Genomic DNA, 13,013 nt, shown 5'->3' with positions numbered 1-13,013 from the left:
GGAGACGGCGGGGCCGGCGCGGAGGCGGGTCAGGGCAGCCGGTGCAGCAGCTGCCGGGCGACCGCGACCGCTTCCGGGGGCGGCTGCCCGGCGGACGCCGCCCGCAGCCAGGCGGCGAGCGGTCCGGCGAGCGCGGGGGAGAGGGCGGTGATCCACCCGGCGCTGCGCGCGCGAGCGTCGGCGACGTGCTCGGTTGCCCCGCCGGGACCGTGGGCGACCACCTCCGGCCGGCTGGCCAGGAGGCCGGCGAGACGCCAGTCACCGGGCGTGGTGCACGCGGCCAGCGCTTCCAGCCGGTCCGCGGCCTCGCGCACCAGGTCGGCCGCGGCGGCCGGCACCTGCGCGCCGCTCACCGTGGTTCCCGGCGCATCGGGACGTGCGGGATGCCGTCCTCGAGGTAGCCCGGACCGCTCCGGCGGAAGCCGAACCGCCCGTACCACTGCTCCAGGTGCGCCTGCGCGCCCAGGGTGAGCGGGCCGTGCCCGTGGTCGGCCAGCGCCTGCTCGATCAGCCGCCCGGCCAACCCCCGCCCGCGCGCCGCCGCCACGGTGGCCACCCGGCCGATGGCGCGCGTGGCGCCGTCGTCCAGGACGCGGATGGTCGCCAGCACCTGACCGGCCTCCTCGAACCAGAGGTGCTCGGTGGCCGGCTCGACGTCGCGCCCGTCGAGCTCGGGGTAGGGGCACTCCTGCTCGACCACGAAGACGTCGACGCGCAGCCGGCACAGGGCGTAGACCTCGAAGGGCGTGAGCTCGGCGAACCGGGCGCGGCGCAGCAGGGGTTCGGGGACGGACGTCCCGGCGGAGGTCATGCCGACGTTTCTAGCCCAGGCAGCCGGGCGGCGATCGGAGGGGAGTTCGGAGGGGAGTAAGGCGCCGCGCCCGGGTAGGGGACCGGCATGTCGATGTGGAGCCCGCTGGAACCGAACCTCGGCCAACCCGACGAAGGCATCCCCGCCGCGGACCCGGGAGCCGGCGCCCCCCCGCCCGCCGACGGGTTCGGGGAGGGCGGGGAGGAACCCGACCGCTCGCCGGAGACCGACCGTCCCGCGACGGGGGCCGGCAACGACGACGCCGACCCGCCGGACGACCCGACCTTCCGCACCCCCGACCCGCACGACGTCGGCCCGGCGTCGGAGAACTGACCGGCCCGCCCGATGGGCGACCGGGCGCGGCACGGCGTTCCCGACGGCCGGGAACGCCGTGCCGAGTGGTCAGCCGCCGTAGCGGGCGGCGGCCCGGGCCCGCGCCTTGGCTGCCTCCGCCTCGCGGTCCTTGGGCGGGGCGGTGGTGACCAGGGCGTCGAGGAGCCGGGCCGAGGCCGCGGCCACCTCCGCCACCGCCCGCTCGAACACCTCGGCGTTCGCGCGCGACGGCTTGGTCGTGCCACTGATCTTGCGCACGTACTGCAGCGCGGCGGCGTGGATCTCCTCGTCGGCCGCCGGCGGCGCGAAGTTCGCCAGCGGGCGGATGTTCCGGCACATGCCGGGAGCGTAGGGCCCGGCGAGACGCACGGGACGGGCCGCGAGCACGCCTCGCGCGGCGCCCACGGAGGGAGGACGAGATGGCAGTGCTGGTGGTGGACGTCGCCAACGCGGTCGGCGCCCGTCCCGACGGCTGGTGGCGGGACCGGGCGGGGGCGGCCGGCCGCTTCCTGGACCGCCTCGCCGAGCTGGCCGGGCAGACCGTGCCCGGGCCCGGCGGGCAGGAACTGACCTGCACCGAGGTGGTGGCCGTCGTGGAGGGGCAGGCCCGGGACGTTCCCGCGCCCGACGGGGTTCGGGTGGTGCGCGCCCGCGGGAGCGGGGACGACGCGCTCGCCGACGTCGTGCCCGAGCTGGCCGGCAACGGGCGCGAGGTGCTGGTGGTCACCGCCGACCGGGGGCTGCGCGCCCGCCTGCCCGACGGCGTCGACGTCAGCGGGCCGGGCTGGCTGCTGGCCGAGCTGGACCGGCGCACCGCATGACCGCCGGGCCGGTCGGGTAGTCGGTTGCGGACAACCGGTGCCCGCGACGCCGGACTCACCCCCAGCGAGGAGAACTCCGTGCCGATCCCCGACTCCGGCGGAGCACCGCTCACCGTGCTCATCACCGGCGCGTCCAGCGGCATCGGCCGGGCGACGGCCGTGCAGCTGGCCGGCCGCGGTGCGCGGCTGGTGCTGGTGGCGCGCGGCCGGTCGTCGCTGGAGGAGACGGCCGACGAGCTCCGTGCCGCCGGCGCCGCCGCGGTCATGGTCTGCCCGGCCGACGTGCTGGACGAGGAGGCGATCGCCGCGGTGGTCGCCGGCGCGGTGCGCGAGCTCGGCCACCTCGACGTCGTCGTGCACTCCGCCCAGGTGATGGCCTACGGGCACATCGAGGACGTGCCGAAGGAGGTCTTCGAGCGGGTCGTCGACACCTCGCTGCACGGCACGGCCACGGTCGCGCGGCACGTCCTGCCGGTCTTCCGGCGGCAGGGCGCAGGCCACCTCGTCGTCGTCAACTCCCTGCTGGGGAACGTGACGACGCCGGTCATGGGCAGCTACGCCGTCGCCAAGTGGGGTCAGCTGGCGCTCGCCCGCGTGCTGCAGCAGGAGACCCGGGACGAGCCGCGGATCTCCGTCTCCATCGTCCAGCCGGGCGGCGTGAACACTCCCATCTACTCCCAGGGCGCGACATGGGCGGGCAGCACCGGGCGGCCCCCGCCGCCGGTCTACTCGCCGCAGCGGGTGGCCCGCCGGGTCCTGTCCACCCTCGACCGGCCACGCCGGGTCGTGCAGGCGGGGGTGCTCAACCACGTCGTCACGGCAGGCTTCCGGCTGCTGCCGGGGGTCTACGACGTGCTGGTCGAGCCGCTGCTGCGGCGGCTGGCGTTGGCCGGGGACGAGACGGAGCCCACCGAGGGGAACGTCTTCCGGTCCCGGCCCGAGGGCAACGCGATCGAGGGCCGCTGGCGCAGCATCTGAGCCGCCGCCCCTGGGTCGTCCGCCGTCCGGTTGCGGACGGCCGGTGCGGGTAGGGGCCCGGCACCGTCCCGGCACCGGGCGGAAAGCGGCGGCCCGGTCCGGGAGTCGCCGTCGCGCGACATCCAGGAGTGCGCATGGAGACCCCCGCTCCCGAGCTGCAGACGATGCCCCCGGGCCTCTACGACGTCGTCCAGCTGGCGCTCCTCGGCGCGGGGTTCGCGCTGTTCGCCTACTTCCTCTACGCACTGACCAGCCGGGAGGAGGTGTCGGCGCGGTACCGCCCCTCGGCCTACGCCGGCTTCTGCCTCGCGGCGGTGGCGGCCCTCGCCTACGCCCGCATGGTCAGCAAGTGGGACACCGGGTTCACGCTGCAGGGCGGCGTGTACGTGCCGAATTCGGAGGCGCTGCACACGATCAGCAGCCGCTACATCGACTGGTCGATCACCGTGCCGCTGCTGATGGTGGAGCTGCTGGCGGTGTGCTCGCTCGCCGGCGCCAGGGCGCGCAACCTGCGCTTCTCGACCATGGCGGCGGCCTTCCTCATGATCGTCACCGGGTACATGGGGTCGCAGGTGATCGCCCAGGGCCGCGACACCACGGCCCTGGTGGTGTGGGGGCTGATCAGCACGGTCTTCCTCGTCTACCTCTACGTCGCGCTGATCGGGGCGGTCCGGGCGTCCCTGCCGACCATGGGCACGGAGGCCGCCACCACCCTCCGCAACGCGACGATCGTCCTGCTCGGCAGCTTCGGCATCTACCCGCTGATCTACTCGGTCCCGGTCTTCGTCGACGTCACCCCGGCCTGGCTCACCGCCATGCAGGTCGGCTACTCGGTGACCGACGTCGTGGCCAAGGTCGGCTTCGGCGTGCTGATCCACAAGGTCGCCAAGCTCCGGACCGCCGAGGACGTCGTCGCCGGCGTCGACACCCACACCGAGCCGGTGTGGTCGAGCAACGTGCACAAGAGCGACGCCGTGCTCCCGGAGCTCACCCGCATCTCGACGGCGGTGATCGGCCGGGCCCGGGGCGAGGGCGTCCGCCCCGCCCGCGGCTGACGGCGTGTCCGGGGGCGTCGCCGCCTCGGCGACCGGGCGCGCCCCCGTGGCCCCGTTCGGGGCTCCCGCCCGGGCCGCCACCCGGTGGTCGTGCGTGGCGGCCGGGGCGGCCCTGGCGGTCGAGGTCGCCGCCCCCGGTGGCTGGGGAGCCACCGGCTCGGCGGCGGTGCTGGTCGCCGGGCTGCTCCTGGGGCTGCCGCACGGGGCCGTCGATCACCTCCTACCCGCGTGGCGGTTCGGCTGGCGGCCGACCCGGCTCGCCGTCTTCGGGGCCGCGTACGCCGCTCTGGCCGCCGGGGCCTACGGAGCCTTCACCGCCGCGCCCGGCCCGGCGCTGCTGATCTTCGTCCTGGTCTCGGCATGGCACTTCGGCACCGGCGAGACCGCCTTCGCCGATCTTCGCGCCGGTCGCCCCGTGCGGCCGCGGCCGGCGGCGTCGCTTGTCCTCGGGAGCCTCGTGCTGCTGGTGCCCCTGCTCCGCGGCCTGGGCGTTCCCGGCAGCGACACCGGCGCGCTCACCGAGGCCGTGGCCCCGGGCTGGGGCGGCGTACCGCCCGGAGTCGCGACGGGAGCCGTCGCGGTGCTCCTCGGCGCGGGGGGAGTGCTCGCGTTCGTCCTGGCCCGCCGCCGCCGGTGGCTGGAGGCGGGGGAGGTCGGCCTCCTGGCGGCGGTGGTCCTCGTGGTCCCGCCGTTGGCCGCCTTCGGTGTCTACTTCGGGGCCTGGCACTCCCTGCGGCACGTGGCGCGCGTGCTGGCCGAGGACCCGGCGAGCGGCCCCGATCTGGTCGCGGGACGGCTGGTCCTGCCGCTGCGCCGGTTCGCCCTGGCGGCAGGCCCGCCGACCGCCGCCGTCCTGCTGGCGCTCGCCGCCCTCTGGTCCTGGGCGGACGGCTGGCGCGGACTCGTCGCCACGGGCCTGCCGCTGCTGGCGGCGCTGACGCTGCCGCACGTGCTGGCCGTCAGCTGGCTCGACCGCACCCAGCCGCCGCGCTCGACGGGGTGAGCCCGCAGCCCGGCACCGCGCGCCGGGAGGGGCCCGCCCGAACGGGTCAGGCCCCCCGCGCCGTGCGGCGTCGGCCCCGGGACCCGGAGCACCGGGCGGCTCGCCCGGCCGGGTCAGCGCCTGCTCACCGACCGGCGACTCCCTTGGCCACCTCGCTGGGGCGCTGTTGCTCACCCGCGTACGAGGTGACCGCGACGAGCGCGCCGGTCAGGGCGGGGATGACCCACTGCAGGGTGTCCAGCTGCTGCTGTGCGGCGGCGACGTCGGCGCGGGCCGCCTTGGTGCGCTTGCTCGGCCGGGTCCCGGACCGCGACGGCACCGATCCTGCGGCCGACACCCGCTGGCCGAGGACCCGGCTGTACGCCGTCGCGCCGAGGGCTGCGACGGTGAGCAGGGTCTTGATCCCCGACATGGAGGCCACGCCCTCCTGCTGCGCGACCCGCTCCCTGTCCGCCCGCAGCTGACCCACGCTGCCGATCAGGTGGGCGCCGATGGCCAGGGCGTTGACCGGCGTCCAGCGGTCCCAGCCGGCGTTGGCCACCCGGCCGGTGGCGGGGGCGCTCCCCGCCTCCCCGGCGGCCGCGTTCAGGGCGACGGCGTTGGCGAGCGTGCCACCGAACCAGGCGGAGAGGCCGAGGTCGTGCAGCGAGCGGGACAGTGTGTGACGAGCCATGAGGACTCCCTGGGAGAGGTCGGAGCTGGGGCATACCCCGGCTGCCCGTGATCACGCGGGTTGCCGGCACCGCGGACGGCGGCGCAGGTGGGGGAGCGGCCGTGTGAACAGCGTGTTCCGTCCTGTCGCAAGGCATTGCCCGTGGGGCCGGGCGGGGCCAGGCTGACCCCACCCGACCTGCGGGGGCTCACCGGAAGGCCGGCGCATGACCGCGGAACCCCGAGTACGTCCAGGCCGGCCGGTCCACCGTCAGGGGGTGGAGGCCGAGACGGTCGATGCCGGCTACCACCAGAAGCGGCAGCTGCGGACCGGGACCGCCGGGTGGGTGCTGCTGGCCGGGCTGGGGGTCGCGGCGGTCATCTCCGGTGACTACGCGGGCTGGAACTTCGGCCTGGCCGAGGGCGGCTTCGGGGGCCTGCTGATCGCCGTCGTCCTCATGGCGATCATGTACTCGGCGATGGTGTTCGGCCTGGCCGAACTCGGATCGGCGCTGCCGACGGCCGGGGGCGGCTACACCTTCGCCCGGCGCGCGCTGGGGCCCTGGGGTGGGTACGCCACCGGGGTGGCGGTGCTCATCGAGTACGCGATCGCCCCCGCGGCGATCGCCACCTTCATCGGGGCGTACGTGGAGTCGCTCGGCCTGTTCGGCATCACCGACGGCTGGTGGGTATACCTGGCCGCCTACGCGCTGTTCATCGGCATCCACCTCATGGGGGTCGGCGAGGCGCTGAGGGTGATGCTGGTGATCGCGGGGATCGCCGTCGCCGGGCTGGTCGTCTACCTGGTCGGGGCCGTCCCGGCCTTCGACTCGGCCAACCTGCTCGACATCGCGCCCACCGACGCCGCCGGCGCCTCGGACCTCCTGCCGTTCGGGCTGATGGGCGTCTGGGCGGCGTTCCCGTTCGCGATCTGGTTCTTCCTCGCGGTGGAGTGCGTGCCGCTGGCCGCCGAGGAGGCCCGCGACCCGGCCCGCTCGATGCCCCGGGGCATCGTCGCGGCCATGGGGGTGCTGCTGGTGCTCGCCGTGCTGATGCTGGTGTTCACCGCCGGCGCCGGAGGCGCGGAGACCATGTCGGCCAGCGGCAACCCGCCGGTGGAGGCGCTCCAGGTCGCCGGGGCCGCCGGCTGGCTGACGACGCTGATCAACTACGCCGGGCTGGTCGGCCTGGTGGCCAGCTTCTTCTCGATCATCTACGCCTACTCGCGGCAGACGTTCGCGCTGTCCCGGGCCGGCTACCTGCCGCGGGCGCTGTCGGTGACCAACGGCCGCCGGGCCCCGGTGCTCGCCCTGCTGGTGCCCGGCGCCATCGGCTTCGCGCTCTCGCTGACCGGCCAGGGCGCGATGCTGCTGAACATGGCCGTCTTCGGGGCCACGGTCTCCTACGTGCTGATGATGGTCAGCCACATCGTGCTGCGCCGCCGGGAGCCCGAGCTGCCCCGCCCGTACCGCACCCCGGGTGGCACGGTCACCACCGGCGTCGCCCTGGTGCTGGCCGCGGCCGCCGTCGTCGCCACCTTCCTGGTCGACGAGGTCGCCGCCCTCTGGACGCTGGCCGCCTACGCGGTCTTCCTCGGCTACTTCGCCCTCTACAGCCGCCACCACCTGGTGGCGTCGGCGCCCGAGGAGGAGTTCGAGCTGCTCGCCGCCGCCGAGGAGGAGGTGCGATGACCGTCCGCCGCACGACGCTGGGCGGGCACACGTACGAGTTCCCGTCGCTGTCCGACCTGCTCGCCAAGGCGACGCCGGCCCGCTCGGGCGACGTGCTGGCCGGGTGCGCGGCGGAGTCGGCCGCACAGCGGGTCGCCGCCCAGACGGTGCTCGCCGACCTGCCGCTGGCGACCTTCCTGGAGGAGCAGGTGGTCGGCTACGACGAGGACGACGTCACCCGGCTGATCCTCGACACCCACGACCCGGTCGCCTTCGCCCCGGTGGCGGACCTGACCGTGGGGGAGTTCCGGGACCGGCTGCTGGGCTGGGCCGCGGCCGGCGACGAGGCGGCGATCAGCGGGCTGGCCCGCGGCCTCACCCCGGAGATGGTGGCGGCCACCTCGAAGCTGATGCGCAACGCCGACCTGGTCGCCGTCGGCCGCCGGGCGCGGGTGGTGACCGGGCTGCGCAGCACGCTGGGTCTGCCCGGGCGGCTGGCCTCGCGGCTGCAGCCCAACCACCCGACCGACGACCCGGTGGGCGTGACCGCGTCGATCGTCGACGGTCTGCTGCAGGGTTCCGGCGACGCGGTGATCGGCATCAACCCGGCCACCGACTCCCCGGGACGGACGATCGCGCTCCTGGAGCTGGTGGACGCGGTGATCCAGCGGTACGACATCCCCACCCAGTCGTGCGTCCTCGCCCATGTGACGACGACGCTGCGGGCCCTGGAGAAGGGCGCGCCGGTGGACCTGGTGTTCCAGTCGGTCGCCGGCACGCAGGCGGCCAACCGCGGGTTCGGTGTCACGCTCGACCTGCTCGCCGAGGCCCGGGCGGGCGCGCTGGAGCTCGGCCGGGGCACGGTCGGGCGCCACGTCACCTACTTCGAGACGGGGCAGGGCTCGGCGCTGTCGGCCGACGCCCACCGCGGCGTCGACGGCCGGCCGGTGGACCAGCAGACCCTGGAGTGCCGGGCCTACGCCGTCGCCCGGCACTTCGAGCCGCTGCTGGTCAACACCGTGGTGGGGTTCATCGGGCCGGAGTACCTCTACGACGGCAAGCAGGTGATCCGGGCCGGGCTGGAGGACCACTGCTGCGGCAAGCTGCTCGGCCTGCCCATGGGGGTCGACGTCTGCTACACCAACCACGCCGAGGTGGACGCCGACGACACCGACACCCTGACGCTGCTGCTGGGGGCGGCGGGCTGCTCGTTCGTGATCGCCGTCCCGGGATCGGACGACGTCATGCTGCACTACCAGTCGCTGTCGTTCTCCGACGTGCTCACCGCACGGCAGGTGCTCGATCTCCGGCCGGCGCCGGAGTTCGAGGCGTGGCTGACCCGGATGGACCTGCTGGACGACGCCGGCCGGGTGCGGTCGCTGACCGCCGACGCCCCGGCGGCGAGGGCCCTGCTCGCGGCGGCGCAGTCGTGAGCATCGCCGGGAACGACCCCTGGGCGGTGCTGCGCGGCGCGACCCGGGCACGGGTCGCCCTGGGGCGCGCCGGCGACGGCCTGCCCACCGCGCGGGAGCTGGAGTTCCGGCTGGCGCACGCGGTGGCGCGCGACGCCGTCCACACGGCCCTGGATCCCGCCATCGTGCGTGCCGGGCTCGGCGGGCTGCCGGTGCTCGAGGTCCACTCGGCCGCCGCGGACCGCGCCGAGTACCTGCAACGACCCGACCTCGGCCGGCGGCTGGCCCCCGGGACGACCCTGCCCCGCGCGCACGCCGACGTGGCGCTGGTGCTCGCCGACGGGCTCTCGCCGCGGGCGGTGCACGAGCACGGGCCGGCCCTGGCGACCGCGCTGCTGGACCGGCTGGTCGACTGGTCGGTCGGCCCGGTCGTGCTCGCCGCCCAGGCGCGGGTGGCCCTCGGCGACCAGATCGGGGCGGCGCTCGGGGCGCGGGTGGTCGTGGTCCTCATCGGGGAGCGGCCCGGTCTCTCCTCGGCCGACTCGCTCGGCATCTACCTCACCTGGGACCCGCGGCCGGGCCGGGCGGACTCCGAGCGCAACTGCGTCTCCAACGTCCGCCCCCCGCACGGGCTCGGCTACGCGGAGGCGGCCGACGTCGTGGTCCGGCTGCTGACGGCGGCCAGGGAACTGGGGGCCTCCGGAGTGGCGCTCAAGGACGAGGGGCCGATGCTGACCGGCTGACGCCGCTCAGTCCACCCACCGGTAGCCGTTCTCCGGCCGCCCGGTGCCGCCGTACCGCGGGAAGACCGCGGCCCGGCCGGTGCGCTCCAGGTGCTCGAGGTACCGGCGGGCGCTGACGCGGGCGAGGCCGCAGCGTTCGGCCACCTCCCCGGCGGACAGGTCCCGGGTGGGGTCGCTGCGCAGCGTGCGCGCCACGGCTTCGAGGGTCCTCGGTGAGAGACCCTTCGGCAGGTCGGTGACCGAGCCCGCGACACCGCCGCGGCGCCGGCCGGCCAGCAGCCGGTCGACGTCGCTCTGTTCCAGGCCTCCGGTGTCGCCGCTGCGCCGCAGCACATCGGTGCGGTGGGCGCGGTAGACCTCCAGCCGCTCCCGGAACGTCGCCAGGGAAAAGGGCTTCACCAGGTAGTCCACGACGCCGCCGGTCATGGCCTGGCGCACCGTGTCCACCTCGCGCGCCGCGGTGATCGCCAGGACGTCGGGCTGCGGGCCGGGTGCGGCGCGGATCCGGCGGAGCACCTCCAGGCCGGAGATGTCGGGAAGGTAGACGTCGAGCAGCACCAGGTCCGGTCGGAGCGCCTGCACCGCCTCCACCGCCTGCACCCCGCGGTGCACCTCGGCCACCACCGTGAAGCCGGGGAGGGACTCGACGTAGCCGCGGTGGACCGAGGCGACGGCGAAGTCGTCGTCGACCACGAGCACCCGCACCTCGCCGGTCACGGGGCGACCAGCGCGCCGGGGGAGGGCTGTCGCGAGCCGGGCAGCCGCACGGTGACCCGGGCGCCGCCGGTGGGGGAGTCGGTGACCACCGCCGTCCCGCCCCGGCGTGCCGCGACGCGGGCGACGAGGGCCAGCCCGATGCCGCGCCCGTGGTCGCCGTCGGGCCGCCCCTTCGTGGTCACGCCCACGTCGAAGACCCGGGACCGGTCGACCGGGGCCACCCCCGGCCCGTCGTCGTCGACCTGCACCAGCACCGTTCCGTCGTCCTCCTGGCGCACGAGCACCTGCACCTCGCCGCCCTGCCCGGTGGCGTCGACCGCGTTGTCCACCAAGTTGCCGACCACGGTCACGACGTCGTCGCCGAGCCCGGCGGGCAGCCGGCTGTCCGCCCCGAGCACGAGCCGGACGCCCCGCTCCCGGGCGACCGCGGCCTTGGCCAGGAGGAGCGCCGTCACCCCAGGATCGACGACGGTGCTCAGCGGGGCGCCACCGAGCAGGCGGCCGCCGCCGATCCGCTCGATGAAGGCGACCGCCTCGTCCCGCCGGTCGAGCTCGATCAGCCCCTGGACGACGTGTAGCTGGTTGCTGAACTCGTGCGCCTGCGCGCGGAGCGTGTTGGTCAGGTTCCGCTGGCCATCGAGCTCCCGCATCGCGCCGAACAGCTCGGTGCGGTCCCGCAGGGTGAGGACGTCGGCGATCCGGCGGCCGCCGACGACCGCGGGGGTGCGGCTGGCGACGAGCAAGCGCTCCCCGGAGAGCACGAGCTCGTCGGTGACCGGCCGGTCACCGAGCACGAGCGGGAGCATGGCGGTGTCGAGGACCTCGGCGGCCGGGCGGCCGACGGCGTCCGGCGGGAGGTCGAGCAGCCGCGACGCCTCATCGTTGACCAGGACCACCCGCCCCTTCTGGTCGACCGCCACCAGCCCCTCGCGGATGCCGTGCAGCATCGCCTCGCGGGTCTCCAGCAACCGGGCGATCTCCTCCGGTTCGAGGCCGAAGATGCGGCGGCGAAGCAGCCGGACGACGAGCACCGACCCCAGGGCGCCGACGAGCGCGGCGCCGCCGAGCCAGGCCACGAGGGCGGGGGCCTCGCGGCCGAACTCGGCGGCGAGTTCGCGTTCCAGGATGCCGACCGACACCGCACCGATGACCGCGCCGTCCGGGCCGCGCACCGGCACCTTGGCGCGCAGGGACTCCCCGAGCGTGCCGGTCTCGGTGCCGACGAAGACCTCACCGGCCAGGGTGGTGCTCGGATCGGTCGACACGCGCTGACCGATCCGGTCGGGATCGGGGTGGGAGTGCCGGATGCCGCTCGCGTCCGTGATGACGACGAAGGTGACCGCCGAGGCCTCCCGGATGAGCTCCGCCAGGGGTTGCAGCGTCTCGCTCGGGTCAGCGGTGCCGTAGGCGTCCACCACGCTCGGCAGCCGCGCGGTGCTGTTGGCGACCGTCAGCACCTGCTGGCGATAGGCGTCCCGGATCTGCTCCTGCTGGTGGTGCACGGCGACGGCGCCGGCGAGCAGCAGCGTCACCAGCACGATGCCCACCTGCAGCAGCAGGAGCTGGGCTCCCAGGGTCATGGTCCGGCGCACCGGGTCATTGTCGCTGCCCGCAGGTCGGATGTGACTGCGACCACAACGACCAATACGACCGGTACGACCGCAGGATTCTCCCGCCGTCCCGGCGCTCCTAGCGTCCGGCGCACCACGAGCCGTCCGGCTCCGGGACGAGGAGGTCCTCCATGACAGTCACTCATCGCGCGGTCCACCGGCCGGTTCGCCGGCGCGTGCGTTCGGCATCCGTCGCGGCCGCGGCCGCCCTGGCGGTCGGCCTGACCGGCTGCGGCAGCGAGGGCGGCAGTGGCGGCTCGGGAGGCGGCGCCGACCGGATCAACCGGCTCGCGGTCATGGCACCGGCCGACCCCGGCGGGGGGTGGGACCAGACCGCCCGGGCCATCGCGGCGGCGCTCGAGGAGGAGCAGCTGGTCGGCAGCACCCGCGTGACGAACGTCGGCGGCGCCGGCGGCACGGTCGGCCTCGCCGAGCTCGCCAACGAGCGCAGCGAGGACTTCCTCATGGTGATGGGGCTGGTCATGGTCGGCGCCGTCGAGACCAACCAGTCGCAGGCCACCCTCGGCGACGTGACGCCGCTGGCCCGGCTGACCACCGAGGACGAGGTCATCGTCGTCCCCGCTGCCTCGCCGTACCAGAGCGTCGACGACCTGGTCGAGGCCGTCCGCACCGAGGGGCGCGGCGTCTCGATCGCCGGCGGCTCGGCCGGCGGCACCGACCACATCGCGGCCGGGCTGCTCTTCCAGGCCGCGGACCTGCCGATCGAGGACCTCAACTACGTGGCGTTCTCCGGCGGCGGCGAGTCGCTGGCCGCGCTGCTCGGCGGCCAGGTGGACGCCGGCATCTCCGGCGTCGGCGAGTACGCCCAGCAGATCGAGGCGGGGGAGCTGCGGGCCCTGGCGGTGACCGGCGCGGAGCCCGTCGAGGGCATCGACGCACCCACCCTCACCGAGGCCGGGTACGACGTGGAGCTGACCAACTGGCGCGGTGTCGTCGGTCCGCCCGACATCTCGGACGAGGCGCGCGAGCGGCTGCTCGCCCTGGTGGCGGAGATGCAGGAGTCCGAGGCCTGGCAGAGCGAGGTCGAGGAGCGCGGCTGGTCCGACGCCTACCTCGCCGGTGACGAGTTCGAGGCATTCCTGGCCGAGGAGCGCCAGCGCGTCCGTGGCGTGCTGGAGGACATCGGGCTCGTCCAGTGAGCACCGCCTCCGGCTCCGGCGCCGCTTCCTCCGGGGAAGCGGCGCCGGA

General features: G+C 75.4%; 15 protein-coding genes. 9 read left to right on the top strand and 6 right to left on the bottom strand.

Annotation, left to right across the window (positions count from 1 at the left end; genetic code table 11):
• Positions 1 to 29 precede the first annotated feature (29 nt).
• Entirely contained in the window at positions 30 to 353 is a 324-nt protein-coding gene (locus tag ACI799_RS02030; RefSeq protein ID WP_456588571.1) for a hypothetical protein, read from the bottom strand.
• Positions 350 to 811 (bottom strand): GNAT family N-acetyltransferase, encoded by a 462-nt coding sequence (locus ACI799_RS02025; protein ID WP_456598614.1) that lies wholly within the window; start codon positions 809 to 811, stop codon positions 350 to 352. The genes ACI799_RS02030 and ACI799_RS02025 overlap by 4 nt, the downstream gene beginning before the upstream one ends.
• 87 nt (positions 812 to 898) lie before the next feature.
• On the opposite strand from ACI799_RS02025, the gene ACI799_RS02020 reads away from it, so the two are divergent.
• On the top strand, positions 899 to 1,144 hold the full coding sequence (locus ACI799_RS02020; RefSeq protein WP_456588573.1) for a hypothetical protein: 246 nt from the start codon (positions 899 to 901) through the stop codon (positions 1,142 to 1,144).
• Positions 1,145 to 1,213: 69 nt separating this feature from the next.
• On the opposite strand, the gene ACI799_RS02015 is transcribed toward ACI799_RS02020, so the two are convergent.
• Positions 1,214 to 1,483, bottom strand: a complete 270-nt coding sequence (locus tag ACI799_RS02015) for a DUF2277 domain-containing protein (RefSeq protein WP_456588574.1) — start codon at positions 1,481 to 1,483, stop codon at positions 1,214 to 1,216.
• Between the two features lie 80 nt (positions 1,484 to 1,563).
• On the opposite strand from ACI799_RS02015, the gene ACI799_RS02010 reads away from it, so the two are divergent.
• The 4 genes from ACI799_RS02010 (at position 1,564) to ACI799_RS01995 (ending at position 5,001) form a co-directional block, all read left to right on the top strand.
• Positions 1,564 to 1,965, top strand: coding sequence for a hypothetical protein (locus ACI799_RS02010; RefSeq protein WP_456588575.1), 402 nt, complete (start codon positions 1,564 to 1,566; stop codon positions 1,963 to 1,965).
• Positions 1,966 to 2,043: 78 nt separating this feature from the next.
• The gene (locus ACI799_RS02005) at positions 2,044 to 2,943 is read left to right on the top strand and encodes an SDR family NAD(P)-dependent oxidoreductase (RefSeq protein WP_456588576.1); all 900 of its coding nucleotides are present in this window, start codon (positions 2,044 to 2,046) and stop codon (positions 2,941 to 2,943) included.
• A gap of 134 nt (positions 2,944 to 3,077) precedes the next feature.
• On the top strand, positions 3,078 to 3,998 hold the full coding sequence (locus ACI799_RS02000; protein WP_456612290.1) for a bacteriorhodopsin: 921 nt from the start codon (positions 3,078 to 3,080) through the stop codon (positions 3,996 to 3,998).
• Positions 3,999 to 4,092: 94 nt separating this feature from the next.
• The gene (locus ACI799_RS01995) at positions 4,093 to 5,001 is read left to right on the top strand and encodes a Brp/Blh family beta-carotene 15,15'-dioxygenase (protein ID WP_456612289.1); all 909 of its coding nucleotides are present in this window, start codon (positions 4,093 to 4,095) and stop codon (positions 4,999 to 5,001) included.
• Positions 5,002 to 5,125: 124 nt separating this feature from the next.
• Here ACI799_RS01995 and ACI799_RS01990 read toward each other — a convergent pair whose 3' ends face one another.
• Complete coding sequence (locus ACI799_RS01990) at positions 5,126 to 5,674, bottom strand: hypothetical protein (protein WP_456588579.1); 549 nt, start codon at positions 5,672 to 5,674, stop codon at positions 5,126 to 5,128.
• Between the two features lie 256 nt (positions 5,675 to 5,930).
• Here ACI799_RS01990 and eat point away from each other — a divergent pair, with 256 nt between their 5' ends.
• From eat to eutC, 3 genes are read left to right on the top strand one after another with little or no spacing between them, the layout of a single operon-like run.
• A complete protein-coding gene (eat, locus tag ACI799_RS01985; protein WP_456612288.1) occupies positions 5,931 to 7,343 on the top strand; it encodes an ethanolamine permease in 1,413 nt (470 codons plus the stop codon).
• Positions 7,340 to 8,755 carry an ethanolamine ammonia-lyase subunit EutB gene (locus tag ACI799_RS01980; RefSeq protein WP_456612287.1) on the top strand — a complete coding sequence of 472 codons (1,416 nt, stop codon included), beginning with the start codon at positions 7,340 to 7,342 and terminating at the stop codon, positions 8,753 to 8,755. Before eat ends, ACI799_RS01980 begins: the two co-directional genes overlap by 4 nt.
• Positions 8,752 to 9,477, top strand: coding sequence for an ethanolamine ammonia-lyase subunit EutC (eutC, locus tag ACI799_RS01975; protein ID WP_456588582.1), 726 nt, complete (start codon positions 8,752 to 8,754; stop codon positions 9,475 to 9,477). Before ACI799_RS01980 ends, eutC begins: the two co-directional genes overlap by 4 nt.
• Before the next feature lie 6 nt (positions 9,478 to 9,483).
• On the opposite strand, the gene ACI799_RS01970 is transcribed toward eutC, so the two are convergent.
• Positions 9,484 to 10,194, bottom strand: a complete 711-nt coding sequence (locus ACI799_RS01970) for a response regulator (RefSeq protein ID WP_456588583.1) — start codon at positions 10,192 to 10,194, stop codon at positions 9,484 to 9,486.
• Positions 10,191 to 11,786: an ATP-binding protein gene (locus ACI799_RS01965; protein WP_456588584.1), complete on the bottom strand. Its 1,596-nt coding sequence runs from the start codon at positions 11,784 to 11,786 to the stop codon at positions 10,191 to 10,193. Before ACI799_RS01965 ends, ACI799_RS01970 begins: the two co-directional genes overlap by 4 nt.
• Before the next feature lie 194 nt (positions 11,787 to 11,980).
• On the opposite strand from ACI799_RS01965, the gene ACI799_RS01960 reads away from it, so the two are divergent.
• The gene (locus tag ACI799_RS01960; protein WP_456612286.1) at positions 11,981 to 12,964 is read left to right on the top strand and encodes a Bug family tripartite tricarboxylate transporter substrate binding protein; all 984 of its coding nucleotides are present in this window, start codon (positions 11,981 to 11,983) and stop codon (positions 12,962 to 12,964) included.
• Positions 12,965 to 13,013: the final 49 nt, after the last annotated feature.

The organism is Blastococcus sp. SYSU DS0753, assembly GCF_054051175.1.
Note: the sequence above shows the minus strand (reverse complement) of the source record. Positions and strands in the feature narration are given on the sequence as shown.